Here is a 24,711-nt window from a genome sequence, read left to right as displayed (position 1 = left end):
CCTGTCTCGCGATTGGAGGCTACGCGGCGGGCTGAGCGCGCTCAGACGGTGTATTCGCGTCCCGCCTCGACGAGCTCGACCGGGCCGTCGAACCCGTCCCGGGCCTCCGCCAGGATCACCTCCGGATCCGTCCACGGCTGCAGGTGGGTGAGCAGCAGCCTGCCGACCCCGCCGCCCTTGGCCGCCTCGGCGGCCTGCCTGCCGGACAGGTGGATGCCGGGCGGCGCGTCCGGCGAGTCCGGCCAGGACGCCTCCGACAGCAGCACGTCGGCGCCCTGCGCCAGCTCGCCCAGCCCGTCGCACGGCCCGGTGTCGCCGGTGTAGGCGAGGACCCTGTCGTCGGCGGCGATCCGCAGGCCCCAGCCCTCGCAGACGTGGTCGAGCGGCACGGCGTGGATCTCGAACGGCCCGATGCGGGCCGGTTCGCCGGAGTGGGCCGAGAAGTCGTAGACGTCGGTGAGGTCGGTCTCGGCCAGCTCGCGCGCGCTCGGCGCGTACAGGGCGGCCAGCCTGCTCGGTGCCTCGGCCGGGGCGAACACCGGCAGCCTGCGTTCGGCGGTGTCGTGGGGCTTCGCCGGGTGGTAGCGGCGGAAGACGGTCAGCGCCGCGAAGTCCGCGCAGTGGTCGGGGTGCAGGTGGCTCAGCAGCACGGCGTCGAGGTCGAACGGGTCGAGGTGGCGCTGCAACGCGCCGAACGTGCCGTTGCCGAGGTCGAGCGCGATCCGGGTGTCACCGGACTCGACCAGGTAGCCGGAGGCGGGGTTGCCGGGCCCCGGAACGCTTCCGGAACAACCGAGGATCGTCAGCTTCACGCCGACGAGCTTGACACGGCCAGGGGGTCGATCGCATCGGCCGCGAGGCTCGGGCCGAGGAACCGCCGCGCGAGCTTGGCGAAGCTCTCACCCGAGCCGGTCGCGCGGAACTCGTGGGCGGGTTCGCCGTCGGCTTCGGCGAGCAGGTCGTGCTCGGTGAGCACCCGCAGGACGTCCTTGGCGGTCTCCTCTGCGCTGGAGACCAGCGTCACGTGGTCGCCCATCGCCAGTTGCAGCACCCCGGTCAGCAGCGGGTAGTGCGTGCAGCCCAGCACCAGGGTGTCGACGTCGGCCTGCTGCAACGGGTCCAGGTAGGCCTGGGCCAGGCCGAGGACCTGCCTGCCGCTGGTGATGCCGCGCTCGACGAAGTCGGCGAAGCGCGGGCACGCCGCGGTGCTCAGGGTCACCCCCGGCGCGGCGGTGAACGCGTCGTCGTAGGCGCGGGAGGTGATGGTGGCCTGGGTGCCGATCACCCCTACCCGGCCGTTGCGGGTGGTGGCCACCGCGCGGCGCACGGCCGGCAGCACGACCTCCACCACCGGGACGTCGTAGCGCTCGCGGGCGTCGCGCAGGCAGGCGGCCGAGGCCGAGTTGCAGGCGATCACCAGCATCTTCACGCCCTCGGCGACCAGCGAGTCGGTGATCGCAAGGGTGCGGGCGCGGATGTCGGCCAGCGGCCGCGGGCCGTACGGCGCGTTGGCGGTGTCCCCGACGTAGCGCAGCGCTTCGCCGGGGAGCTGGTCCATGATCGCGCGGGCCACGGTCAGCCCGCCGACCCCGGAGTCGAAGATCCCGATCGGCGCGTGAGTCACCCGGCCAGTGTGCCAGGCGAGTTCGCGGCCCCCGGCTCGCGCCGTCCGCGGCGGGACACCAGCCACGCCGCCAGCAGACCGCCGAGCGCGCCGAACAGGTGGCCCTCCCAGGAGATCCCGGCCTGGCCCGGCAGCACGCCCCACAGCATGCCGCCCCAGTAGAAGAACAGCAGCAGCGCCACGAACATCTGGCCGTAGCTGCGCAGGAAGAAACCGCGCACCAGCAGGAAGACCAGCCAGCCGAACGCGACGCCCGAGGCGCCGATGTGAACGCCACCCGCCCCGACCAGCCACGTCCCGAACCCGCCGACGATCCACACCGTCGCGGTGACGGCGACGAAAAGCCGCGGTCCGCCCGACATCGCCAGCCAGCCCAGCACGAGCAGCGGCAGCGAGTTGGCGACCAGGTGGTCCCACTCGCCGTGCAGCAGCGGAGCCCACAGGATCCCGTCGAGGCCGTCGACGCTGCGCGGCAGGATTCCGTTGGACTCCAGGTCTGCGGGCAGCGCCCGGTCGACCAGCTCGACCGCCCAGAGCGCGGCCACCATCACGCACATCAGAACCGCCGCGCGGGCGGGATTCGGCGGGATCACCCGCACTCGGCGGCGATCGGGCGCAGTGTTCACACCATCGAGGCTACGGGAAGAGCGGGTCACCGGGGTCGGGGATGACCCTGACGTCCCTGGGCACCGCGATAGGGTTCGGCCGTCGTCCGGGGGATCAGTCGGAAGGTGGCAGTGTCCGCGCAAGCACAACCGGAGGTCGCCGTGCCGGCGGCGGCCCGCCACGGATACGCGCCCGTGTGGGACACCGGTACCGACAGCCTGCTGTGGGTCGACGTGCCTGCCCGCACCGTGCACCGCATGACCGTGGACCGCGTGGACCACAGCATGGAGGTCCCGCAGGCGGTCAGCTCGGCGCGTCCGCGCAGCCGCGGCGGTCTCGTGCTGCACCTGGCCGAGGGCGTCGCGCTGTTCGACGCCGACGGCGAGCACCGCGTCTGGCTCGTCTACTGGGCGCGCGACGGGGTTCGCGGCGGCGCGACCGCGATCGACCGCAAGGGCCGGCTGTGGGCGAGCACCGTCCGGGAGGACGAGAGCGGCGACGGCTGGCTCGCGCGGGTGACCGACGACGGCGCCGCGAAGATCGCGCTCGACGGGCTCGCGGCGGCCTGCGGCGTCGGCTGGAGCCCGGACGACGCGCGGATGTACTTCGCCGACAGCGCGACTGGACGCGTCGACGTGCTCGACTTCGACGTGGCGGCGGGCACCGCGACGGGCCGCAGGCCGCTGTGCGAGGTCGGCGGCGAACCGGCCGGGCTGTGCGTCGACGCCGACGGGTGCGTGTGGGTCGCGGTGCGCGACGCGGCGCAGATCCGCCGCTACACGCCCGAAGGCGAGCTGGACCGCTGCGTCGAGCTGCCTGTGCGGCGTCCGACGGACTGCTGCTTCGGGGGACCGGACCTCACCGACCTGTACGTGACCTCGGCGCGCGACGGCGTCTCCGATCCGGGCGACACCGACGGTGCGGTGCTGGTGGTTCCCGGCATCGGCACCGGACTCCGCACTCCCGCCTTCACCGGCTGACACCCGGAAAAGCCCGCCGGAAAGGCGAAACCGCCCGGGACCCCGTGTTGGGCGTCCCGGGCGGTTCGATGACTGCGGTCGCGGGGCCTCAGGCCCAGAGCTGACCGTCGAGGCGCGCGGCGGCCTCGTCCAGCGTGCCGCCGTAGGCCCCGGTGGACAGGTACTTCCACCCCGCGTCGGCCACCACGAACACGATGTCGGCGGAATCCCCCGCCGTCGCGGCCTTCTCGGCGATCGTCAGCGCCGCGTGCAGCACCCCGCCGGTGGAGATGCCGGCGAAGATGCCCTCGCTCTCCAGCAACTGGCGGGTGCGGCGCAACGCGTCGTAGGAACCGACGGAGAACCGGCGGGTCAGCACGTCCGGGTCGTAGAGCTCGGGCACGAAGCCCTCGTCGAGGTTGCGCAGCCCGTAGACCAGCTCGCCGTAGCGGGGCTCGGCGGCCACCACCTGCACGCCGGGCTTCTGCTCCCGCAGGTAGCGGCCGACGCCGACCAGGGTTCCGGTGGTGCCGAGCCCGGCGACGAAGTGCGTGACGCTGGGCAGGTCGCGCAGGATCTCCGGCCCGGTCGTCCGGTAGTGCGCGTCGGCGTTGGCGGGGTTGCCGTACTGGTAGAGCATCACCCAGTCCGGGTTCTGCTCCGCCAGTTCCTTGGCCACCGCCACCGCCTGGTTCGAACCGCCCGCCGCGGGGGACGAGACGATCCGCGCACCGAACGCCTGCAGTAGCTGCCTGCGTTCCTCGGAGGTGTTCTCCGGCATCACGCAGACCAGGCCGTAGCCCTTTAGCTTGGCGGCCATGGCCAGCGAGATGCCGGTGTTGCCCGAGGTCGGCTCCAGGATCGTGCACCCGTGGGTGAGCCTGCCCTCCTTCTCGGCGGCCTCGATCATCGCCAGCGCCGGCCGGTCCTTGATCGAACCGGTCGGGTTGCGATCCTCCAGCTTCGCCCAGAGCCGGACGTCGGCCGCCGGCGACAGGTGGGGCAGCCCCACCAGCGGCGTGTCGCCGAGCGCATCCAGCAACGAGTCGTAGCGGGCCACGATCAGCTCCTCACTCGGGCCACTTGCGGCGTGGTCGTCAGCGCATCCCGCCGGCGACCGCGGGCAGGATCGTCACGTTGTCCCCATCGGCGACCTTGGCCTCCAGGCCACCCGCGAAGCGCACGTCCTCGTCGTTGACGTAGACGTTGACGAACCGGTGCAGCTTGCCTTCCTTGACCAGCCGCTCCTTGAGGCCGTCGTGCCTGCTGTCCAGGTCGCTGATGACCTCGGCGATGGTGCTGCCGCTGGCCTCGACGGCCTTCTGCCCACCGGTGTGGGTGCGCAGGATGGTCGGGATGGAAACGTTGACTGCCATGGGGGCCTCCTGTCCGCTCAGGACTTCTTGAACTTGACGGGTCACGACCGGCGCGGTCACTCTGCCGCCGCGCCGGCTCCGGTCGGCTCGTAGGCCTCGACGACCTCGACCGGCTCCTCGGTCACCACACCGTCGAGGATCCGGTAGGAACGCAGCTCGTGGACCTCCGGGTCCCGGGTGGACACGAGAACGTAGTGGGCGTTGGGCTCCGACGCGTAGGAGATGTCGGTCCGCGACGGGTACGCCTCGGTCGCGGTGTGGGAGTGGTAGATGACCACGGGCTCCTCGTCCGCGGCGTCCATCTCCCGCCACACCTTCAGCTGCTCGGCCGAGTCGAAGCGGTAGAAGGTCGGGGAACGCTCGGCGTTGACCATTTCGACCAGCCGCAGCGGTCGGTCCGACCCTTCCGGGCCGGCAATGACACCGCACGCTTCGTCGGGGTGGTCCCGTCGGGCATGCGCGACCATCGCGTCGACGAGGTCGCGTCGGATCACCAGCACAAACACCATCCTAATGGCCGTGACACCGGGGTCCCACGATGTGAAATCCCGGTTACGCCTGCTCAACCGGCGCAACGTGCTCAGACCATGGTTCATTCCCGTGCGGAGGGATAGCGGATCGTGTAAGAGGTCACCTCGCCGACCGGCTCGGCGGCCAGCACCGCGCGCCCGATCGCGACCGCGACGACGTGCGCCGCGGCGGAGCAGACCGCGTCGAGGGCGGTCGCCCAGCTCGGCTCGCCCGCCTCGGGCAGCCCGTCGCGCGCGCCCGTGGCCAGGGCGAACACGGTGTCGCCGTCGAACATCCCGTGCGCGGGCCGCACGGCGCGGGCGATGCCGTCGTGGGCGGCCACCGCCACCCGGTGGCACTCGGCCTTGGTCAGCCGCCGGTCGGTCGCGACCACGCCGATCGTGGTGTTGAGCGGGCGGCCGGTGGGCCCGTGGCGCCCGCGCCTGCCGCCCGCCGGGCGGCCGGCCGCGACCTCGGTGGGGTCGGGAGCGCGCAGGCCGGGCACCGGGTACCAGGGCAGCCCGGTCGAGGGGTCGACGACCTCGCCCGCGGAGTTGACCGCCATCAGCGCCCCGACCGTCGTGCCGTCGTCGAGGACCGCGCTCGCGGTGCCGATGCCGCCCTTGAGGCTGCCCGCGACGGCGCCCGTGCCCGCCCCGACGTTTCCCTCTCGGGTGTCGGTGCGGTCGGCCGAGACCGCGGCCCGGTAGCCGAACTCGGCGTCCGGCCGGTTGCCCCAGTCACCCATCGGGAGGTCGAACAGCACCGCGGAGGGCACGATCGGCACCACTTCCTCCGGCCGCTGCCCGACCTGGAGGCCGTGGCCGCACTCGGCGAGCCTGCGCATGACGCCGTCGGCGGCGGCCAGGCCGTAGGCGCTGCCGCCGGCCAGCACGACCGCGTGCGCCTGCTGGACCAGGTGGGTCGGGTGCAGGGCGTCGGTCTCGCGCGTGCCCGGCCCGCCGCCGCGCACGTCGACCGCGGCGGTCGCGCCCTCCGGGACGGCGACGACGCTGGCGCCGGTCGCCCAGTGCTCGTCGAACCGCTGGTCGTGGCCGACCAGCACGCCCTCGACGTCGACGATCCCGCCGCGCTCCCCCGGTCGCAGCTCGGCCATCCCACCCCGCCCGTTCGTCGTGGTCACATGCGTGTCGTCCGGCGCACCCGTCAGGACATCACGGCGTCGACGAGGCTGTCCTGCACCCAGGTCAGCCACTGGTAGACGCCGAGGTGCTCGCGCCGCAGGTCGTCCTCGGGCAGCTCGTCGGGCATGTCGTCGTCGACGTCGAGCGCGGTGCCCAGCGCGAGCCGGACGTCGTTGAGCGCCGCAAGCCAGCCGTCGGCCTGCTCGCCGGTCAGCTCGACGCGCCCGCCATCGCGGGGGCAGGTCTCCAGCACCAGCTCCGCCACGCCGGTCTTGCGGTCCAGCAGCTCCGGCTCGTGCAGCGAGCGCATCGCGCCGGCGGCGTCGGCGTCCTCGGCGTCGCTCTCACCCGTCTCGGGGTCGTGCCGGTAGAAGTCGGGGAGCAGCCGTCCGAGCACCCGGTCCTGCGGCGGGGTGGTGGGGCCGGTCCGGATGCCGGTCAGCTCGGAGAGCTCGTCCTGCGGCGCCTCGTCGGCGCGGGCGGTGAGCATGTCCTTGATCTGGCCCACCAGGCCGCGGACGACGGCGGCCTCCTGCTGGGAGAACTCGGCCACCACGTGGCCGTTCTTGCGCGTCCAGCCGTTCACGTGATCAGGAGTCCTTCTGCATCGTCGCCCAGAGGCCGGCGGCGTGCAGCTTGGCCACGTCGCCCTCGACCTTCTCCTTCGACCCGGACGACACCGCGGCACGTCCCTTGTGGTGCACGTCCAGCATCAGCTTCGTGGCGTGGTCCTTGCTGTAGCCGAAGATCTTCTGCAGGACGTAGGTCACGTAGGACATCAGGTTGACCGGGTCGTTCCAGACCACGGTCACCCACGGCTTGTCCTCGGTTCCGAGTTCCCCCGGATCGAGTTGCGCACGCTCCAGTTCGGTGGGCGAGGTCATACCCCCATGTTCGCACGCGTGTGTGCGCGCGTCGGCCGGGCACGGGCAACACGAACAGCGACCGGACGCCTCCGCCGCGTCACGGCCACCACGCCACGTCGAGGCGGCTGGAACCGTCGTTGACGGGATGCCCGGCCACGCCGTACCGGCCATGCGCAGGCTCGGCAGCCGTTCGGCGACGGGGGCGGCGCCGAGGCCGATCGCGACCTCGGACCACTCCGCGGCAGCGGGGGCCGGGCCGGCCACGAGGTCGGTGGCGGCCGGCAGCGGCCACCTCCCACCAGCCGCGACGCCAGCTCGTCGACCCGGGGCCGCGAGCGCTCGACGTGCGGCGGGGGTGAACGCGCGGGCGACCAGGCGCTGATCACGCCAGGCCCGCGGCCGCCGGTGGAGGGGGCTGCCCGGCCCGGTGAACGCCGGAGGGCGGCCGATCTCGCACCACGTAATCTCGGGCCCATGACGGCGGCAAGCACACTCGCAGCAAGCACCGCGCTGCTCACCGACCAGTACGAGCTGACCATGCTCGCCAGCGCCCTGCGCGACGGCAGCGCGGACCGCCAGTGCGCCTTCGAGGTGTTCACCCGGCGGCTGCCCGACGGCAGGCGCTACGGGGTCGTGGGCGGCTTGGACCGGGTGCTGGAGGCGATCGAGAACTTCCGGTTCGGCGAAGCCGAGCTCGAACAGCTCGCCAGTGCCGGGGTGGTCGGCGACAGCACGCTGGAGTGGCTGGCCGACTACCGGTTCCGGGGAGACGTCGACGGCTACCCCGAGGGCGAGGTGTACTTCCCCGGCTCCCCGCTGCTGAGCGTGCGCGGCACCTTCGCCGAGGCCGTGGTCCTGGAGACGGTGGTCCTGTCGATCCTCAACCACGACAGCGCGATCGCCGCCGCCGCGGCCCGCATGGCGTCGGCGGCCAACGGGCGCCGCCTGATCGAGATGGGTTCGCGCCGCACGCACGAGGAGTCGGCGGTGGCTTCCGCACGGGTCGCCTACCTGGCGGGATTCACCGCGACGTCGAACCTGGAGGCCGGCCGCCGCTACGGCATCCCGACGGCCGGAACCGCCGCGCACGCCTTCACCCTGCTGCACGACACCGAGCGCGCCGCCTTCGAGTCGCAGGTCGCGATGCTGGGCGCCGGCACGACGCTGCTGGTCGACACCTACGACATCACCAACGGCATCGCGCTGGCCATCGACGTGGCGGGCATCGGCCTCGGGGCGATCCGGATCGACTCCGGTGACGTCGGCGTGCTGGCCAGGCAGGCGCGCGAGCAGCTCGACTCGCTGGGCGCGTTCGAGACCAAGATCGTGGTATCCGGCGACCTCGACGAGCACGCCATCGCCGCGCTGCGCGCCGAGCCGGTCGACGGCTACGGCGTCGGCACCGCGCTGGTCACCGGCTCCGGGGCGCCCACGTCGGAGATGGTCTACAAGCTGGTCGAGGTCGACGGCAGGCCGGTGGCCAAGCGCAGCACGCACAAGACCTCGCGCGGCGGCCGCAAGATCGCCGTGCGCAGGCACAAGCCGACCGGCACCGCCGTGGAGGAGGCCGTCTACCCGGCCGCCGCCGGACCGGAGCTGGGAGCGCACGACAGGTTCCTGCAGATCCCCTTGCTCAGGAGCGGCAAGCGGGTAGATGATCTCCCCTCGCTGGAGGACAATCGGCAACGGCTGAAGGACGCGTTGGTCAGCCTGCCGTGGGAGGGGCTGAAGCTGTCCCACGGCGAACCCGCGATCCCGACGGTGTTCCCGGAGCAGTAGGAGCCGGTCATGGCCAAGGCACTGATCGTCGTCGACGTGCAGAACGACTTCTGCGAGGGCGGCGCGCTGGCGGTAGCGGGCGGCGCCGCGGTGGCCGCGGCCATCTCGAGGTACGCCGTCCAGTCCGGCCACGACCACATCGTGGCCACCCGCGACTACCACATCGACCCGGGCGCGCACTTCAGCGAAGAGCCGGACTTCGTCCGCTCGTGGCCGGTGCACTGCGTCGCCGGGACGCCGGGCGCGGCCTTCCACCCGGACCTGGAGGTCGGCCCGGTCGAGGCGGTGTTCTCCAAGGGCCAGTACAGCGACGGCTACTCCGGTTTCGAAGGCACCGACCACCAGGACCGCGCGCTGGTGGAGTGGCTGCGCGAGCGCGGCGTCGACCAGGTCGACGTCGTCGGCATCGCCACCGACCACTGCGTGCGGGCGACCGCGCTGGACGCCGTCGAGGCGGGCATCGCCACGACGGTCCTGCTCGACCTGACCGCCGGCGTCTCGCGGCCGACCGTGGACGCCGCGATGGAGGACTTGCGCGCGGCGGGTGTGCGGCTGGTGGGCGAGCCCGTCGTGGCCGCCTGAGCGGCGCGTCATCACGCACGGGCACCGTGCCGAGGACGAGGGACGACCACCTGGCGATCGTGATCGTTCCGTTATTCCGGGCGCGTGGCCGCTCGGCATGCTGGGAAAGATGTCGAGCCCCACCACGGCCGATATGGCCGACGCCGTGTCCCGGTCGGCGGAGCGGTTCGTGCGCCTCGTGCGCTCGGCCCCCGATCCGGACCTGCCGATCCCGGCGACTCCCGGCTGGTCGCTGACCGACGTCGTCGGCCACCTCGCGATGGAGCCGCCGCGCTACGAGGACCTGGCCCGCGGTGGCGACGACTGGCTCCGCACCGCGGCCGAGCTGCCCGCCTACAACGCGCGGCAGCTCCGCGAGCTGCCGACCCGCGACCTGCACGAGCTGACCGCGCTGCTGCGCCGGGGTGTCGACTCGCTGCTGGCCACCGTGCTGGAGTTCGGCGCCGACCAGCCGGACATGCGGTTCGACGGCGGCACCAAGCTGCCCGCCGACCGCGCGCTCGGCACGCTCATCGCCGAGTACCTGGTGCACGGCTGGGACATCGCCACCGCCATGGGACGCCGCTGGCCGATCGACGCCGCCGACGTGTCGCGCGTGATGGAGGCGCTGGTCCACATCGCGCCCGGCTGGGTCGATCCGGACGACACCCACACGGCGAACTACGAGCTGCGGCTGCGCGGGCAGCGGCGCTACTACTTCGAGTTCCGCTCCGGCGCGCTCACCGTCACCACCACTCCACCGGATCGGGTGGACCTGCGGATCAGCGCGGATCCGGAAAGCTTCCTGCTCGTCAACTACGGCCGGCGCAGCCCGGTACGGGAGAGCTTGTCCTGGCGGATCGTGGCGTGGGGCCGCAAACCCTGGCTCGCGACGGCGTTCAACCGCCGGTTCCTGAACCCCTGACACCGGAGATCCGCCGGTCTCGGCACATCCGGGGCGACGCCCGACTCGACCCCGTGCCGTTCACGTCCAGGCCCGCTCATCGCAGCGCCACGCCGTGTCGTCGAGGAACTCCGAAGCCCACGCCGCGACGGCGCAGCCGCAGCGCGAAGCGGAGCAGACCGGGACAGGTGTAGCGCACGGTGCGGCCCAACCGGGGCGTCTGCGGCGACGGCCGCCGCGTCGCGGGCATCGCGCGCAGCTCCTCGACCAGTTCGGAGCCCACGTTCCCGGACGGACCGGTCACCACCAACATCCGCGCTCCCCCACGGCACCTCTGAGTCGGGGGCTTCGGTCCTGCCGAACGGATCACCGGCCGCCGTTGACGGCACCGGCCGCCGGATTCCGGCACGCCCCGGGTTGACCGCGCCCGACGTACCGCGCCGAGGACCCCGTCGTGGCGCGGACTGGCCGGTCAGGGGCGAGCGGTACCGTCTGAAGGCGTGCCAGCCTCCGTCCCGCAGCGCGGATCCGTCCCGCGCTGGTCCGACCCGAACGCCTTCGATCCCGACGAGCACGACGAGCTCCCGCCCGAGATCGCCGCCGACGTCGCGGAGCCGTCGAACGAGGTCAGGAGGTCGTCCGGGCGCCGCGGCGGAGGCGTCCCGAGCTTGCGCGCCTTGATGGAGATCGCCGTCGCGGCCGTCGGCGGAACCGAGCGGACGGGTCAGTCGCAGATGGCCGAGGCGGTCGAGCACTCGATCCGCTCCGGTGAGCACCTGGCCGTGCAGGCCGGCACCGGCACCGGCAAGTCGCTGGCCTACCTGGTCCCCGCGATCCGCCACGCCGTCGCGGAGGAGACCACCGTCATCGTCTCGACCGCGACGATCGCGCTGCAACGCCAACTCGTCGACCGCGACCTGCCCCGGCTGGCCACCGCGCTGACCGACGCGCTGGGCCGCGCGCCGAAGTTCGCGATCCTCAAGGGCCGCCGCAACTACCTGTGCCTCAACCGCGTCGACGGCGGCGCCCCCGAGGAGCCCGACGAGGGCGCGCTGTTCGACCCGTTCGCGGCCTCGGCGCTGGAACGCCAGGTCAAGCGGCTGCGCGAGTGGTCGTCGGAGACCGAGACCGGCGACCGCGACGAACTCGTGCCGGGCGTCACCGACCAGGCGTGGCGGCAGGTCTCGGTGACGGCGAAGGAATGCCTCGGCGCGCACCGCTGCCCGGTCGGCACCGACTGCTTCGCCGAGCGCGCCCGCGCCGAGGCGGGCCGGGCCGACGTCGTGGTCACCAACCACGCGCTGCTGGCCATCGACGCCCTCGACGACCGCCCGATCCTGCCGGAGCACGACGTGGTGATGGTCGACGAGGCGCACGACCTGGTCGACCGGGTGACCTCGGCTGCGACCGGCGAGCTGACCGCGGGCTCGGTGAAGCTGGCCGCGCGGCGCTGCGGGCGCGCCATCGACCAGGAGATCGCCGACCGGCTCGACGAGGCTGGCGAAGGGCTCGACGCGGTGTTGCAGGACGCCCAACCGCGCAGGCTGGAAGAGCTGCCCCGCGACCTCGGCGGCGCCCTGGCGGCGACCCGGGACGCGGCGGCGGCGTGCGTGACCGCGCTCGGGCCCGAGCGCAAGGAGGACGTCGAGGGCAGCACGGCCCGCAAGCTGGCCCTCGCGCTCACCGAGGACGTGCACGACACGGCGGTCCGGGTGCTCGAAGCCTTCGACGAGGAGGACGACCGGCGGCGCGACGTGGTGTGGGTCGCCGCCGACCCCAACCGACCCCCGACCGTCCGGGTCGCGCCCCTGGGCGTCGGCGGACTGCTTCGGGAGCGGCTGTTCGGCCAGCGCACGACGGTGCTGACCTCGGCGACGCTCGCGCTCGGCGGTTCCTTCGACACGCTGGCCAGGCAGTGGGGGCTGCCGCCGGAGCAGCGGGCCCGCAAGGCCGAGGGGGCGGCCACCGACAAGGAGGTGCCCTCGGACGACGGCGGACCGAAGTGGACCGGGCTCGACGTCGGGTCGCCCTTCGAGCACCAGCGCAGCGGGATCCTCTACATCGCGCGCCACCTGCCGCAGCCCGGACGCGACGGACTGCCGCCGCAGTACCTGGACGAGCTGACCGAGCTGGTGCGGGCCGCGGGCGGCCGGACGCTCGGGCTGTTCTCGTCGATGCGTGCCGCGCGGCAGGCGTCGGAGGAGCTGCGCCAGCGGCTGGACACCCCGGTGCTGTGCCAGGGCGAGGACTCCACGGCGCTGCTGGTCACCAAGTTCGCCGACGACCCGCGGACCTCGCTGTTCGGCACGCTCTCGCTGTGGCAGGGCGTGGACGTGCCCGGGCAGTCGCTGCAACTGGTCGTGATGGACCGGATCCCGTTCCCTCGCCCGGACGACCCGCTGGCGTCGGCGCGTCAGAAGGCGGTGTCCGAGCACGGCGGTAACGGGTTCCTCACGATCGCGGGCACGCACGCCGCGCTGCTGCTCGCCCAGGGCGCGGGACGGCTGCTGCGGTCGATCGACGACCGCGGCGTGATCGCGGTGCTCGACCCGCGGCTGGCGACCGCCCGCTACGGCGGCTTCCTGCGCGCGTCCCTCCCGCCGTTCTGGACCACGCACGACCCGGAGGTGGTCCGGGGCGCGCTGCGCCGCCTGGACGCCGCCGCGTCGTGACCCGCGCGGCCGGCGTCCGTGGCAGCGGGGGCGGTGTGGGCCTGGCGAGGTCGGCGGTCCGGCTGAGACCGGTGGTCCGGTGGGCCTGGTGAGGCCGGTGGTCCTGCCGAGGCGTCCCTGATCGCCTCGTGCCGGGACGCCGCTTCTCCGCGGCCTGGTCGGCGCCTCCAGACCTGGACACCTTCACGCCGATGCCCGGAGGACCACCCCGGCTGGCCGCGGACCGCGGCTACCAGCGGGAAGGTGGCGCGACCAGGCGGGAGCCGGTCCAGCCGTCGACAGGGCTGGTGGTCTGGTCGTGGACCAGGCCGGCGACCACGGCGCTCTCCCCGATGTCGGCCGGTTCGACGTACCCGGCGCGACCGTCGGCGGGCGTCAGCACCCAGACGAACGCGGCTTCGCCGAGCTGGGACCGGGCGTCGACCAGCGCCTCGACGAGGTCGCCGTCGTCCTCCCGGAACCACAGCACGGCGGCGTCGGCGGTGTCCTCGGTCTCGTCCAGCACCACGTCCTGACCGGTGACCTCCTCGATCGCCGCGCGCAGCGCCGGGTCCGCGTCGTCGTCGAACCCGATCTCGAGCACCACCTGCCCGGGCTCGAAGCCCAACCGGACCGCCGGTTCGATCTGCTGGTCCTGCTTCGCCGTCACCGCAGTCTCCCTCCATCTCGCACACGGTGTGCTGCGGCGACATTGCCTTACCGGAGGCGGGAAATCGCGGTGGACGGATCTCGTTTCACCCGCCCGTGTCCTGCCGCCGTCCCACGGTCGGGTCCCGTCGGCTCGCGCCCACAGGCTGGACGCTGGGTGATCCAGGACACGGCGTGGGTGTGATCGGCCCAAAAGGCGCGGAGGGCCTTTGTAGATCTCCGACAAACCTCGCTGCGGGCTTTGGCGTTCGGCGTGGAATGCCGGGTAGGTTGTCCTCGCTTCGCGCGAGCCGGAACCCCCTGCAACGGGCCGCGCAAGTGAATCACGAGTCGTGGCGTTCGGCGCCCGAAGACCCCGAGGGAGCAAACGTGCCCGGAACCCGGAACCCGGCGCCTGCCGCCAATCTGGCCAGGACCGTGGTGTTCGCCGCGTTCATCGCCGTGCTCGGCATCTTCCCCGGACTTTACATCGGTGGCGCGGCGGTGCCGATCGTCCTGCAGAACATGGGTCCGCTGCTGGCGGGAAGCATCCTCGGCGCCCGCCGGGGCGGCGCCGCCGTCCTGCTGTTCGTGGCACTGGTCGCGCTCGGGCTGCCGCTGCTCTCCGGTGGCCGGGGCGGGATCGCGCCGTTCGCGGGCCCCAGCGGCGGGTTCGTGCTCGGCTGGATCGCCTCGGCGGTGGTCGTCGGCCTGATCGTGCAGCGCGCGATGCCCCGGCCCGGCCTGGTGACGCTGCTGGTCGCCAACGTCGCGGGCGTCGCGGTCGACTACCTCGTCGGCATCCCCTACTGGGGCGCGTTCACCGGCGACATCGGTTCGGCCGCGGTGCAGTCGCTGGTGTTCCTGCCCGGTGACGCCGTGAAGCTCGTCGCGGTCTCGCTGGTCGCGGTCGCCGTGCACCGCGCCGTGCCGACGCTCAGCGCCCCGCGCAGCACCGCCACCACCGGGAGCTGACGTGCTGCTCGGCGGCTACGGCGGGGAGCCGCACCCCGAGCGACTCCCTGGCGGGCGGCCTGCGGGGGTGTCGCACCCCGGCGGTGACCTGACCCGTGCCGAGCTTCGCGCCCAGGTCAGCCGCGCCGCGCACGCACTCGCCGCGCACGATGGCCGGCGCATCGCGATCGAAGCCGACGACGCGCTCGGCGGCCTCTGCTGGTTCCTCGGCGCGGAACTGGCCGGTGCCGCCGCGCTGATCGTCGAGCCGACCTGGACCGCCCGCGAACGCGAGGCGGTGCTGGACGACGCGCGTCCGGCTGCCGTCGTGACCGGCGCTGTGCCGACCGGACCGGTTCCCGACGTGCCTGCGGTCGGCGACGCCGACACCCCCTTCTACCTTCCGACGACCTCGGGAAGCAGCGGACGCCCGAAGGTCCTGGTCCGCTCCCGGCGGTCGTGGCTGGACAGCTTCGCCGCGCTGGACCTCGGCCTCCGCGCCGACGACGTCGTGCTCATTCCCGGCCCGCTGAGCTCGTCGCTGTTCCTGTTCGGCGCGGTGCACACGCTGCACGGCGGCGCCGGCCTGCGGCTGCTGGAGCGGTGGTCGGTCACGGAGGCCGCCGAAGCCTGCCGCACCGCGACGGTGGTCCACCTGGTCCCGTCGATGATCGCGTCGCTGTTGCCGCACCTGGATCCGGCCGACTGCGCGCTGCGGTTGGTCGTGTGTGGCGGCGCCAAGGCCGACCCGGCGCTGAGGCGGCGGCTCGAAGCGACGCTGCCGGACTGCGAGCTGGTGGCGTACTACGGCTCAGCCGAGCACTCGTTTGTCGCGGTCGACCGCGGCGACGGGCTCCGCCCGGTGGTCGAGGTCGAGATCCGCGGCGGAGACGTGGGCCGCGACGGACACGAAGTCGGCGGCGGCGACGAGGTCGGCGATGGGGTCCGCGATGGAGACGAGATCCGCGACGGAAACGCGGCCCGCGACGGAAACGAGATCCGCGACGGACACGCGGTCCGCGACGGGGAGCTGTGGACGCGTTCCGGGCTGGTCTTCGACGGCTACCTCGACCGCGGCGCGGTCACCTGGCCGGCGGACTGGCACGACGGCTGGTCGAGCGTCGGGGACCGGGCCGTCCTGCACGACGACGGGACGCTGGAGATCCTCGGGCGTTCGAGCGCGGTGCTCAACAGCGGTGGCCGGATCGTCTCGGCTGAGGAGGTCGAGGAGGTGCTGCGCGGCGCCGAAGGCGTGCGCGACGTGCTGGTGGCGGCCACACCACATCCCCGGCTCGGCGACCTGATCACGGCGGTCGTCGAGGTCGGCCCTGCGGCGTCGCCGCTCGCCGCGCTGCGCGAGCGCGCCCGCACGGCGCTCGAACCGGCGAAGCGGCCGCGCCGGTGGCTCGCCACGGCGGAGCTGCCGCGCACGGCGGCGGGCAAGCCCGCCAGGGCGCTGGTCGCCGAGCGCCTCCGCGACGGCACCCTCGCGGCGGAGACCCTGGCATGAGGGCGGCGGCATGAGGGGCGTGCGGCTAGGCGGGCCCGGCGGCCACGCCGACGAGGAGGACCGCACGCCGGTGGTCATCGCGGCGCGGCGGAGCCCGATCGGCGAAGCCGGCGGCGTGCTGCGCAACGTCGCGGTCGACCGGCTGGCCGCGGCCGTGCTGCGTGCCGTGCTGGACGACGGCGAACGGATCACCGCGAGCGGGAGTAGCGGAGCGGTGGACGAAGTCCGCAGCGTGAGCGGTGGTGGTGAGGGCGGCCGGGCGGCGTGCGAAGCGGCTGGCACCTCGCTCGGGTGGGTGGCGGGCGAAGCTCGCGGGATGAGTGCTGGCGGCATGAGCGAGCGGGTGGCGGGCGAAGCTCGCGACGCGAGCGCCGGTGGGGACGTCGGACGGGTATCGGCAGGCGGGGAGGCGGCCACTCCCGAGAACGCGCGGCGATCCGGCCCCGGGGCGGACCGCCGCGCCGCCGCGGACGGCCCCGCCGAGGCGTCCGGTGCGGGCGCGGTGGACCGTCGCTTCGCGATCCCACTCGACGACGTCGTGCTGGGCAACGTCCTCGGGCCCGGCGGCAACACCGCCCGCGTCGCGTCGCTGCTGGCCGGGTTGGGCCACGACGTGCCCGGCATGACGGTGGACCGCCAGTGCGCGAGCGGCCTCAGCGCCATCACCACCGCCGCCGCGCTGATCCGGGCCGGCGCCGGCGACTGGTACCTCGCGGGCGGTGCCGAGAGCCCGTCGACGGCGCCGTGGCGGGCGTGGCGTCCGCGCTCGGCGGCCGAACCGCCGCGCTTCTACGCCCGAGCCCCGTTCGCCCCACCCGAGATCGGCGATCCGGAGATGGGCCCGGCCGCCGACCTGGTGGCAGCGGAGGCCGGGATCTCCCGCCAGCGCCAGGACGCCTTCGCCGCCCGCAGCCACGCCCGCGCGGTCGCCGCACAGGCAGAGGGCCGGTTCGACGCTGAAGTCGTCGACGTCGACGGCATCACCACCGACCAGCGCCCGCGACCCAACTTCACCCCCGAGCGGCTCGCCCGCTTCCGCCCCGCCTTCACCGCCGACGGCACCGCCACCGCCGCGAACTCCTGCGGTATCAGCGACGGCGCGGCGGCGGTGCTGATGACCACCGAGGCCAACCGCCGCCGTCTCGGCGTGCCCGGTCTGCGCCTGGCCGGGTGGCAGACCTCCGGGGTCGACCCGAACCGGCTCGGCCTCGGCGCGGTGCCCGCGATGCGGGCGCTGCTCGCCGGGCACGCACCGGAGGTCGTCGAGTTCAACGAAGCGTTCGCCGGGCAGGCGCTCGCCTGCCTTGATGCGGCCGGCGTCGACGACCGGATCGCGAGCCCGGACGGCGGTGCCATCGCCCTCGGCCACCCCTGGGGTGCCTCGGGCGCGGTGCTGGTGGTGCGATTGTTCAGCCGGATGGTGCGGGCCGGTGGGCCTCGCACCGGCCTGGCCGCGCTGTCCTCCGGCGGCGGGCTGGGCGTGGCCACGGTGTGGGAGAGAGTGGATTGATCGAGTTCGAGGACGTCGCGCACGCCTACGGCGAGCGGACCGTGCTGCGCGGCATCGACCTGAAGCTGACCGAGCAGCGCGTGGCGTTCGTCGGCGCGAACGGCTCCGGCAAGTCCACGCTGGCCCGCATGATCAACGGGCTGGTGCACCCGGAACGGGGCCGGGTGCTGGTCGACGGCCTCGACCCGGTGCGGGACGGGCGCCGGGTGCGCAAGCGCGTCGGTTTCGTGTTCACCCACCCCGACAGCCAGATCGTGATGCCGACCGCGGGCGAGGACGTCGCGTTCTCCCTGCGCGGCCAGGGCCTGCCGAAGGCGGAGCGGAGCCGCCGCGCGGCCGAGGTCCTCGCACGCCACGGCCTCGGCGGCTACGAGGACCACCCCGCCCACCAGCTCTCCGGCGGGCAGAAGCAGCTGCTCGCGCTGTGCTCGATGCTGGTGCTCGATCCGGACGTCCTGGTCTGCGACGAGCCGACGACGCTGCTGGACCTGCGCAACAAACGGCACTTCGCCGAGGTGCTGGCCGGACTGCCGCAGCAGGTCGTGCTGGTCACCCACGACCTGGACCTGCTCGACGGCTTCGACCGGGTCGTGGTGCTCGACGACGGGAAGATCGTGGCCGACGACCTTCCGGACGCCGCTCTCGCGCACTACCGGGCGCTGATCGGATGAGCGCGACCGCCAGTCCGCTCGGCTTGTACGAGCCGGGTAGCAGCCCGCTGCACCGGCTCGGCGCGGGCTGGAAGTTCCTGGCTCTGCTCGGCTTCGCGGTGCTGGTCTTCGTGCTCGGCTCGCCGCTGTCGTTGGGCATCGCGACAGCGGTGGCGGTGGCCGGGTACGCGGTCGCCCGCATCCCGCCCCGACGCTGCTGGCAGGCGGTGCGGCTGGCGGTGCCGATGCTGGTGTTCGTGTTCCTGCTGCAGTGGTGGCTGCTCGGCCTGGACAACGCTGCCGTCATCTGCCTGCGGCTGCTCGCCGCGCTCGGTGCGGCGAACCTCTTCACCCTGACGACGCGGGTCGACGACCTGGTCACGGCGATCGAACGCGGGCTCGCCCCGGCGCGTCGCATCGGCGTGCGGCCCGAGCGGGTCGGGCTGCTCGTCGGGCTGACGTTGCAGGCCGTCGCGGCCCTGTCGACGATCGCCGCCGAAACGCGCGAAGCGCAGCGAGCGCGGGGCGCCGGGCGCTCCGTCACGGCGTTCGCCGTGCCGTTCCTGGTCCGCACGCTGCGGCACGCCGACCAGCTCGGCGAAGCCCTGGCGGCCCGCGGCGTGGGGGATGAGGACTGAGGGTGGCCTCGACCGAGGGCTGGTGGCGGATGACGGCGGTGGCCGACCGCGGCGGGTGCTGACGGTGGTCGGGGCTTACGGGGGGGTGGCCGGGGCTTACGGCGGGGGATTTGGTGCGGAGACCGGGACTTTCGACTCTGTTCCCAGGCCATGGAGCAGTCGCATGCTGATCGGTACCGGGAAACCGGTGACTTGCCCGGGAACGCGAAATGGCCTTGACGACTTTCGGGCCGCCAGACCTACTGATCGTAAAGATCAGATGAACGTTCTCGGGTAAGCCATGTTCGGGGGGCGTCGCCGCAGACGCCCCCCGTTCCTGTGCGCGGAGAGTCCGGCGGCGCGTCCAGGACAGACGCGGCAGCGTCTACCCGCTAGGTCCCGACCCGCTCGGTTCACGACCCGCTCAGTTCACGCCGTGGGTCGTGGACCCACTGCGCGAGCACCGTCACGGTGCCCGGCTCGACCTCGGTGAACCCCGCGTCGCGCACCACCGTCACGCGCCGCTCGCGCCACGCAGTCTCGGGGTCGTCCTTCGGGTGCAGGAGCTGCCACGTCTCTTCGTCGGCCTCGCGAACCGAGCACCGGAAACCGTCGGCCGCCCAGCGCTCCAGCTCGGCCTCCAGTCCTTCGCCCCGCAGCAGCGCGGCCATCATCATCGTGGCGTGCCCGACCTGCGCGGCGGTCTTCCCCGCGCTCATCGGCACCTCGGGATTGAGCCACAGGACGGGAAGCCCGGCGATCGGCTCGTCCGGCTCGTCAGCCTCCAACTCGCTGCCGGAGATCTGCAGGCGCGTGAGCTCCTTCGGCATGTCCGCGACCCGCGCGGGCAGGAACGCCCGCACCTGCGCGCCATCGACCTCGACCGTGATCCCGGGCAACGACTGCACTGCCTCCCAGTGCGCACCCCGCGCGCGCCGCGCCACCTTGCGGATGCGGCCGGAGATCCATTCGCGCATCGGCTCGTGCCACTCCCCGCCCGGCTTGCACCGCTCGTCCAGGCAAACGGCGATGGCAGCCGCCGCAGCGGCCTCCAGCAGAGCGGTCCGCCGCGGCGGCTCCTTGCGTTCGATCCGCAACACCATCGGCATCAGCACCACGTTGTCGGGATCCTCATCGGAGGTGTCCGCGGTCGCCGCCCCGGGCAGCGCGAGCCACGAGGCGTAACGAGCGAGCAGCGGATCAAGCACGGCGGCGACGTCGAACACGCCTCCGATTATGGGCGGGGTGGGTGCGGGGCGGAGGGGCGGGCGGCTTGGGGTGGGGCGGCTTGGCTTGGCGGCTCACCTTGAGGAGCGGGGGCGCGGGGGTTCGGGGCGGCAGCTTGGCTTGGCGGCTCACCTTGAGGAGCGGGGGCGCAGGGGTTTTCGACGTACTCACCCTGGCCTTGCGGGTCGCCTTGGGTGCGGGGTTTCTGGAGCGCTCGCCGCCCCCAGACCCCGGCAGGTCTCCGGGATGAGCGGGTTTTCGAGGCATCCTGCGGTGAGGCGGTTGGCGGTTCTCATCCCGTCGACCGCCACGAGGGCTAAGGGCTGGCGCCAGGTCGACGGGATGAGAACCGGGCACCACCTGTGTATGAGGTGGTGCCGCTGTGCTCAGGCGTGGAGGGTTTCCAGGGGGACGCGGCGGATTCCGCCGTCTTCGGCGTCGGCGGCTTCGACCTCGGCCCGGGTCACGCCGAGTACGAAGAGCACGGCGTCCAGGAAGGGGTGCGAGAGGGCCGTGTCGGCCACCTCGCGCAGCGCGGGCTTGGCGTTGAACGCCACGCCGAGGCCCGCGGCGGTGAGCATGTCGATGTCGTTGGCGCCGTCGCCGACCGCCACGCACTGGGCGGCGGGCACACCGAAGGACTCGGCGAAGCGGCGCAGCGCCTTGGCCTTGCCGGGGCGGTCGACGATCTCGCCGAGCACCCGGCCGGTGAGCTTGCCGTCGACGATCTCCAGCTCGTTGGCCGCCGCGAAGTCCAGGCCCAGCTCGTCCACCAGCTGCTCGATGATCTGGGTGAACCCGCCCGAGACGACACCGGTGTGGTAGCCGAGGCGCCGCAGGGTGCGGATCGTGGTGCGTGCGCCGGGGGTCAGCTCCAGGTCGGCGGCCACCTCGCCGAGCACCGACTCCGGCAGGCCCTCCAGCACCGCGACCCGGCGCCGCAGCGACTCCTCGAAGTCGATCTCGCCACGCATCGCCTGCTCGGTGACCTCGCGGACCTCCTGCTCGCAGCCAGCCTTGGCCGCCAGCATCTCGATGACCTCGCCCTGGATCAGGGTCGAGTCGACGTCGAAGACCACCAGCCGCTTCGCCCGCCGCGAGAGCCCCGCGCGCTCCACCGCGACGTCGACGCCGATCGTGGCCGACAGGTCGGCCATCGCCGAGGTGAGCACGGTGTCGACGTCACCGTCCTCCGGCGCGCTGACCAGCAGCTCCAGCCCCGTCACCGGGTAGTCGGCGACCCGCCGGATGGAGTCGATGTTGACCCCGATGTCGGCCAGCCCGCGCGCGACGGAGGAGAACTGGCGTGCGGTCACCGGCTGCCCCAGCACCACCACGACGTGGCTGGAACCGAGCTTCGTGGCGTTGCCGTCCTCGGCGCCGATCTCGATGTCCACGGTCATGCCGATCGTGGCCATCGCCTGCTCGACCGCCTCCTGCAGCTCCTCCGGGTCGCGCTCGGTGGCCACCAGCACGCCCAGCACCAGCCTGCCGCGGATCACCACCTGCTCGACGTCGACGATGTCCACGCCGTGGCGGGTGAGTGCGGCGAACAGCACGGAGGTGACACCGGGCTTGTCCTTCCCGGTGACGGTGATCAGCACGGTGGTCGCATTCGGCGTGCTCACGACGGACGGCTCTCCCTCTCGGTCGGCGACGAGCTCCGGACACACGACGAGCCCCGCCAGACCAGGATCGGTCCACCGGGGCTCGTCGTCGAGCCGGCCCAGCCTCGCACAGTTGTGCGCTGCGGGGCTAGCGCGTAGGTCACTTCTGCTCGGAGGTCGCTTCCTCGCTTGTGGCGACCGCCTGCTTCTTGTCGTGGTGGACGATCGTCTTGCCCGTCAGGGTCATGTGGCCCTCGGCACGCATCCTCTCCACGATGTGCGGGTAGTGCAGCTCGAACGCCGGGCGCTCGGAGCGGATCCGCGGCAGCTCGGTGAAGTTGTGCCGCGGCGGCGGGCACGAGGTCGCCCACTCCAGCGAGTTGCCGTAGCCCCACGGGTCGTCGACCGTGACGATCTCGCCGTAGCGGTAGCTCTTGAACACGTTCCACAGGAACGGCAGCATCGACGCGCCCAGGATGAAGGCGCCGACCGTGGAGATCGTGTTCAGCAGCGTGAAGCCGTCGGACTCCAGGTAGTCGGCGTAGCGGCGCGGCATGCCCTCGTTGCCCAGCCAGTGCTGCACCAGGAACGTGCCGTGGAAGCCGATGAAGGTCAGCCAGAAGTGCAGCTTGCCCAGCCGCTCGTCCATCATCCGGCCCGTCATCTTCGGGAACCAGAAGTAGATGCCGGCGAAGGTGGCGAACACGATCGTGCCGTAGAGCACGTAGTGGAAGTGCGCGACCACGAAGTAGGTGTCGGACACGTGGAAGTCCACCGGCGGCATGGCCAGCAGGACACCGGTCAGACCGCCGAAGAGGAAGGTGACCAGGAAGCCGACGCTGAAGATCATCGGCGACTCGAAGGTCAGCTGCCCCTTCCACATGGTGCCGATCCAGTTGAAGAACTTCATGCCGGTCGGGACCGCGATCAGGAACGTGGTGAACGCGAAGAACGGCAGCAGCACCGCGCCGGTGGCGTACATGTGGTGCGCCCACACCACGACCGACAGGGCCGCGATGCCCAGGGTCGCGTAGACCAGGCCGGTGTAGCCGAACAGCGGCTTGCGGCTGAAGACCGGGAAGATCTCCGAGACGATGCCGAAGAACGGCAGCGCGACGATGTAGACCTCGGGGTGGCCGAAGAACCAGAACAGGTGCTGCCACAGGATCACGCCGCCGTTGGCCGGGTCGAAGACGTGCGCGCCCAGGTGGCGGTCGGCCATCAGGCCGAACAGCGCGGCGGTCAGGATCGGGAACGCCATCAGGATCAGCACGCTGGTGACCAGGATGTTCCAGGTGAAGATCGGCATCCGCCACATCGTCATGCCGGGCGCCCGCAGGCAGACCACGGTGGTGACCATGTTGACCGCACCGAGGATGGTGCCCAGACCGGAGACGGCCAGACCGGCGATCCACATGTCGGCGCCGTGGCCCGGCGAGTGCAGCGCGTCCGACAGCGGGGTGTAGGCGAACCAGCCGAAGTCGGCGGCGCCGCCCGGCAGCAGGAAGCCGCTGACGACCATCAGGCCGCCGAACAGGTACAGCCAGTAGCCGAACGCGTTGAGCCGCGGGAACGCGACGTCGGGCGAACCGATCTGCAGCGGCAGGATGTAGTTGGCGAACCCGAACAGGATCGGGGTCGCGTACAGCAGCAGCATGATCGTGCCGTGCATGGTGAACAGCTGGTTGTACTGCTCCTGCGACAGGAACTGCATCCCAGGGGCGGCGAGCTCTCCGCGGATCAGCATCGCCATCAGGCCGCCGACCAGGAAGAACGCGATCGACGTCACCAGGTAGAGGATGCCGATCTGCTTGTGGTCCGTGGTGCGGAACATCCGCGCCAGGAAAGATCCCTTGACCGTTTTGCGCACCGGATAGGGGCGCGTGGCGATCGGCTGTGGCGCGACGGCCGTCACGGTGCCTCCTGCACTGCCTCGACATTTCCGTACCGGACCCGCTGGCGGGCCCGCCCCGACCCGGGCGGGTCGGCAGACGGCAGCACGCGGCACGAGCACACGATCGCTGCCGTCTGCGGATAGTAGTCCGGCCTCCGCGTGGAACCTCGGCCGGGCCGTAGTCACCCTATTCATCGCACGCGGTGCCGTCACGCGCGGTGAGACCCAGGTGACAGACGCGGCCGTGTGGGGCGTTCGAGGCGCCACCGATCACGACGGCGCTGGCGAGCGCCCGGGTGGCGAGGGTTAGCCTACGGAGCCAAGAGGGTCCGCAGGCCCGGACGGCGACCGTGCCGGCCACCGAGCCGAGCGACGTGCCGGTCACGATCACTGGGCCGCTCTGGGACGAGGACCACAGACACCTGGAGGGGAAGCACGTGCGGAGGAGCACGATCATCGGCGCCGTGTTGGCCGGCGGTCTCGCACTCGCGGCCTGCTCGCCGGGCGAGGAGGCCGCCCCGCCCGCACCGGGCACGCCGCCTCCTGCCACCGCGCAGGAGCACGCCGACCACGGCGGCAACACCGAGCACAGCGCCACGGACCAGGAGTTCGCGCGGCAGTTCCTCGCGCACCAGGGCCAGATCCTGGACCTGGCCGAGCTGGCTTCGGAGCAGAGCACCAACGCCCAGGTCAAGACACTGGCCGGGCAGATCCAGCAGGCCCAGAAGCCGGAGCTCGACGCCGTCAACAACTGGCTGGAGTCCAGCTCGGGCCAGGAGTCCGGCAGCGCTCCGGAGGACAACGCCGCCGAGCAGGCCCCGGGCGGCACGCTGCTCAGCGACCAGCGGATCCAGCAGATCTCCGCCCTGCAGGGCCCGGAGTTCGACAAGCAGTGGGCGCAGGCGATGGTCGGCCTGCACGAGGCGGTCCTCGGACTGGCCCGGACCGAGCTCGAGGAAGGCTCCGCCGAGGAGCTGCGCGGCATCTGCGAGCGGGTCATCTCCTCCCAGCAGGCCGAGCTCCAGCAGCTTCGCAACTTCGCCTGACCCGAGCACGACCTTCGGCCGGTCCGCCGCGACCACGGCTGACGCTGACACCTGACCACCCCGGTCC

25 protein-coding genes are annotated in these 24,711 nt (G+C 72.7%); 11 read left to right on the top strand and 14 right to left on the bottom strand.

The annotated features are described in order from the left end of the window. Positions 1–41: 41 nt before the first annotated feature. From SACE_RS05900 to SACE_RS05890, 3 genes are read right to left on the bottom strand one after another with little or no spacing between them, the layout of a single operon-like run. Positions 42–812, bottom strand: coding sequence for an MBL fold metallo-hydrolase (locus SACE_RS05900; RefSeq protein ID WP_009945461.1), 771 nt, complete (start codon positions 810–812; stop codon positions 42–44). Continuing rightward, complete coding sequence (murI, locus tag SACE_RS05895; protein ID WP_009945462.1) at positions 809–1,624, bottom strand: glutamate racemase; 816 nt, start codon at positions 1,622–1,624, stop codon at positions 809–811. Before murI ends, SACE_RS05900 begins: the two co-directional genes overlap by 4 nt. Beyond that, on the bottom strand, positions 1,621–2,250 hold the full coding sequence (locus tag SACE_RS05890) for a rhomboid family intramembrane serine protease (protein WP_029621518.1): 630 nt from the start codon (positions 2,248–2,250) through the stop codon (positions 1,621–1,623). Before SACE_RS05890 ends, murI begins: the two co-directional genes overlap by 4 nt. A gap of 111 nt (positions 2,251–2,361) precedes the next feature. Here SACE_RS05890 and SACE_RS05885 point away from each other — a divergent pair, with 111 nt between their 5' ends. Next, on the top strand, positions 2,362–3,210 hold the full coding sequence (locus tag SACE_RS05885; protein ID WP_009945464.1) for an SMP-30/gluconolactonase/LRE family protein: 849 nt from the start codon (positions 2,362–2,364) through the stop codon (positions 3,208–3,210). Between the two features lie 88 nt (positions 3,211–3,298). Here SACE_RS05885 and SACE_RS05880 read toward each other — a convergent pair whose 3' ends face one another. The 6 genes from SACE_RS05880 to clpS form a co-directional block, all read right to left on the bottom strand. Beyond that, the gene (locus tag SACE_RS05880) at positions 3,299–4,249 is read right to left on the bottom strand and encodes a PLP-dependent cysteine synthase family protein (RefSeq protein WP_009945466.1); all 951 of its coding nucleotides are present in this window, start codon (positions 4,247–4,249) and stop codon (positions 3,299–3,301) included. Positions 4,250–4,286: 37 nt separating this feature from the next. Continuing rightward, positions 4,287–4,565 carry a MoaD/ThiS family protein gene (locus tag SACE_RS05875; protein WP_009945467.1) on the bottom strand — a complete coding sequence of 93 codons (279 nt, stop codon included), beginning with the start codon at positions 4,563–4,565 and terminating at the stop codon, positions 4,287–4,289. Between the two features lie 56 nt (positions 4,566–4,621). Next, the gene (locus SACE_RS05870) at positions 4,622–5,065 is read right to left on the bottom strand and encodes a M67 family metallopeptidase (RefSeq protein ID WP_009945469.1); all 444 of its coding nucleotides are present in this window, start codon (positions 5,063–5,065) and stop codon (positions 4,622–4,624) included. 92 nt (positions 5,066–5,157) lie between these two features. Continuing rightward, on the bottom strand, positions 5,158–6,192 hold the full coding sequence (locus SACE_RS05865; protein WP_009945470.1) for a P1 family peptidase: 1,035 nt from the start codon (positions 6,190–6,192) through the stop codon (positions 5,158–5,160). Positions 6,193–6,242: 50 nt separating this feature from the next. Beyond that, the gene (locus SACE_RS05860; protein WP_009945471.1) at positions 6,243–6,806 is read right to left on the bottom strand and encodes a DUF2017 domain-containing protein; all 564 of its coding nucleotides are present in this window, start codon (positions 6,804–6,806) and stop codon (positions 6,243–6,245) included. Between the two features lie 4 nt (positions 6,807–6,810). Then, positions 6,811–7,104 (bottom strand): ATP-dependent Clp protease adapter ClpS, encoded by a 294-nt coding sequence (gene clpS, locus SACE_RS05855; RefSeq protein ID WP_009945472.1) that lies wholly within the window; start codon positions 7,102–7,104, stop codon positions 6,811–6,813. 456 nt (positions 7,105–7,560) lie between these two features. On the opposite strand from clpS, the gene SACE_RS05850 reads away from it, so the two are divergent. The 3 genes from SACE_RS05850 to SACE_RS05840 all read left to right on the top strand — a co-directional run bounded on the left by SACE_RS05850 (position 7,561) and on the right by SACE_RS05840 (position 10,351). After that, positions 7,561–8,865, top strand: coding sequence for a nicotinate phosphoribosyltransferase (locus SACE_RS05850; RefSeq protein WP_009945473.1), 1,305 nt, complete (start codon positions 7,561–7,563; stop codon positions 8,863–8,865). Positions 8,866–8,874: 9 nt separating this feature from the next. Next, positions 8,875–9,447, top strand: coding sequence for an isochorismatase family protein (locus SACE_RS05845; RefSeq protein ID WP_009945474.1), 573 nt, complete (start codon positions 8,875–8,877; stop codon positions 9,445–9,447). Positions 9,448–9,556: 109 nt separating this feature from the next. Beyond that, positions 9,557–10,351, top strand: coding sequence for a maleylpyruvate isomerase family mycothiol-dependent enzyme (locus SACE_RS05840; protein WP_231849932.1), 795 nt, complete (start codon positions 9,557–9,559; stop codon positions 10,349–10,351). 76 nt (positions 10,352–10,427) lie between these two features. Here the strand turns inward: SACE_RS05840 and SACE_RS05835 are convergent, their stop codons facing one another. After that, the gene (locus tag SACE_RS05835) at positions 10,428–10,643 is read right to left on the bottom strand and encodes a hypothetical protein (protein ID WP_009945476.1); all 216 of its coding nucleotides are present in this window, start codon (positions 10,641–10,643) and stop codon (positions 10,428–10,430) included. A gap of 367 nt (positions 10,644–11,010) precedes the next feature. On the opposite strand from SACE_RS05835, the gene SACE_RS05830 reads away from it, so the two are divergent. Beyond that, positions 11,011–13,002, top strand: coding sequence for an ATP-dependent DNA helicase (locus SACE_RS05830; protein ID WP_044547799.1), 1,992 nt, complete (start codon positions 11,011–11,013; stop codon positions 13,000–13,002). Between the two features lie 229 nt (positions 13,003–13,231). Here the strand turns inward: SACE_RS05830 and SACE_RS05825 are convergent, their stop codons facing one another. Continuing rightward, positions 13,232–13,651, bottom strand: coding sequence for a DUF3052 domain-containing protein (locus tag SACE_RS05825; RefSeq protein WP_009945478.1), 420 nt, complete (start codon positions 13,649–13,651; stop codon positions 13,232–13,234). 368 nt (positions 13,652–14,019) lie between these two features. Here SACE_RS05825 and SACE_RS05820 point away from each other — a divergent pair, with 368 nt between their 5' ends. Genes SACE_RS05820 through SACE_RS05800 form a run of 5 tightly spaced genes read left to right on the top strand, consistent with a single transcriptional unit; the run spans position 14,020 to position 18,891 of the window. Beyond that, positions 14,020–14,604, top strand: a complete 585-nt coding sequence (locus SACE_RS05820) for a biotin transporter BioY (RefSeq protein WP_011873283.1) — start codon at positions 14,020–14,022, stop codon at positions 14,602–14,604. Position 14,605: 1 nt separating this feature from the next. After that, positions 14,606–16,093 carry a class I adenylate-forming enzyme family protein gene (locus tag SACE_RS05815; protein ID WP_009945480.1) on the top strand — a complete coding sequence of 496 codons (1,488 nt, stop codon included), beginning with the start codon at positions 14,606–14,608 and terminating at the stop codon, positions 16,091–16,093. 10 nt (positions 16,094–16,103) lie between these two features. Further along, the gene (locus SACE_RS05810) at positions 16,104–17,603 is read left to right on the top strand and encodes a thiolase family protein (RefSeq protein ID WP_021341846.1); all 1,500 of its coding nucleotides are present in this window, start codon (positions 16,104–16,106) and stop codon (positions 17,601–17,603) included. After that, positions 17,600–18,274 (top strand): energy-coupling factor ABC transporter ATP-binding protein, encoded by a 675-nt coding sequence (locus SACE_RS05805; protein ID WP_009945482.1) that lies wholly within the window; start codon positions 17,600–17,602, stop codon positions 18,272–18,274. The genes SACE_RS05810 and SACE_RS05805 overlap by 4 nt, the downstream gene beginning before the upstream one ends. Continuing rightward, positions 18,271–18,891: an energy-coupling factor transporter transmembrane component T family protein gene (locus tag SACE_RS05800; protein WP_009945483.1), complete on the top strand. Its 621-nt coding sequence runs from the start codon at positions 18,271–18,273 to the stop codon at positions 18,889–18,891. The genes SACE_RS05805 and SACE_RS05800 overlap by 4 nt, the downstream gene beginning before the upstream one ends. A gap of 392 nt (positions 18,892–19,283) precedes the next feature. On the opposite strand, the gene SACE_RS05795 is transcribed toward SACE_RS05800, so the two are convergent. The 3 genes from SACE_RS05795 to ctaD form a co-directional block, all read right to left on the bottom strand. Then, positions 19,284–20,096, bottom strand: coding sequence for an aminoacyl-tRNA hydrolase (locus tag SACE_RS05795; RefSeq protein ID WP_009945484.1), 813 nt, complete (start codon positions 20,094–20,096; stop codon positions 19,284–19,286). A 387-nt stretch (positions 20,097–20,483) separates the two neighbouring features. Next, entirely contained in the window at positions 20,484–21,725 is a 1,242-nt protein-coding gene (serB, locus tag SACE_RS05790) for a phosphoserine phosphatase SerB (RefSeq protein WP_011873280.1), read from the bottom strand. A gap of 139 nt (positions 21,726–21,864) precedes the next feature. Then, positions 21,865–23,619: an aa3-type cytochrome oxidase subunit I gene (ctaD, locus tag SACE_RS05785; protein WP_009945486.1), complete on the bottom strand. Its 1,755-nt coding sequence runs from the start codon at positions 23,617–23,619 to the stop codon at positions 21,865–21,867. 416 nt (positions 23,620–24,035) lie between these two features. Between ctaD and SACE_RS05780 the strand changes: the two genes are divergently transcribed. After that, the gene (locus SACE_RS05780; protein ID WP_011873278.1) at positions 24,036–24,644 is read left to right on the top strand and encodes a DUF305 domain-containing protein; all 609 of its coding nucleotides are present in this window, start codon (positions 24,036–24,038) and stop codon (positions 24,642–24,644) included. Positions 24,645–24,711 lie beyond the last annotated feature (67 nt).

This window comes from Saccharopolyspora erythraea NRRL 2338, assembly GCF_000062885.1.
Taxonomy (GTDB): Bacteria; Actinomycetota; Actinomycetes; order Mycobacteriales; family Pseudonocardiaceae; genus Saccharopolyspora_D; species Saccharopolyspora_D erythraea.
Note: the sequence above shows the minus strand (reverse complement) of the source record. Positions and strands in the feature narration are given on the sequence as shown.

Coding starts and splice junctions, on each gene's coding strand:
- SACE_RS05830 (WP_044547799.1), top strand. CDS start 11,011: ATGGAGATCGCCGTCGCGGCCGTCGGCGGAACCGAGCGGACGGGTCAG.
- SACE_RS05835 (WP_009945476.1), bottom strand. CDS start 10,643: ATGTTGGTGGTGACCGGTCCGTCCGGGAACGTGGGCTCCGAACTGGTC.
- SACE_RS05875 (WP_009945467.1), bottom strand. CDS start 4,565: ATGGCAGTCAACGTTTCCATCCCGACCATCCTGCGCACCCACACCGGT.
- SACE_RS05850 (WP_009945473.1), top strand. CDS start 7,561: ATGACGGCGGCAAGCACACTCGCAGCAAGCACCGCGCTGCTCACCGAC.
- SACE_RS05800 (WP_009945483.1), top strand. CDS start 18,271: ATGAGCGCGACCGCCAGTCCGCTCGGCTTGTACGAGCCGGGTAGCAGC.
- clpS (WP_009945472.1), bottom strand. CDS start 7,104: ATGACCTCGCCCACCGAACTGGAGCGTGCGCAACTCGATCCGGGGGAA.
- SACE_RS05810 (WP_021341846.1), top strand. CDS start 16,104: ATGAGGGGCGTGCGGCTAGGCGGGCCCGGCGGCCACGCCGACGAGGAG.
- SACE_RS05840 (WP_231849932.1), top strand. CDS start 9,557: ATGTCGAGCCCCACCACGGCCGATATGGCCGACGCCGTGTCCCGGTCG.
- SACE_RS05845 (WP_009945474.1), top strand. CDS start 8,875: ATGGCCAAGGCACTGATCGTCGTCGACGTGCAGAACGACTTCTGCGAG.
- SACE_RS05865 (WP_009945470.1), bottom strand. CDS start 6,192: ATGGCCGAGCTGCGACCGGGGGAGCGCGGCGGGATCGTCGACGTCGAG.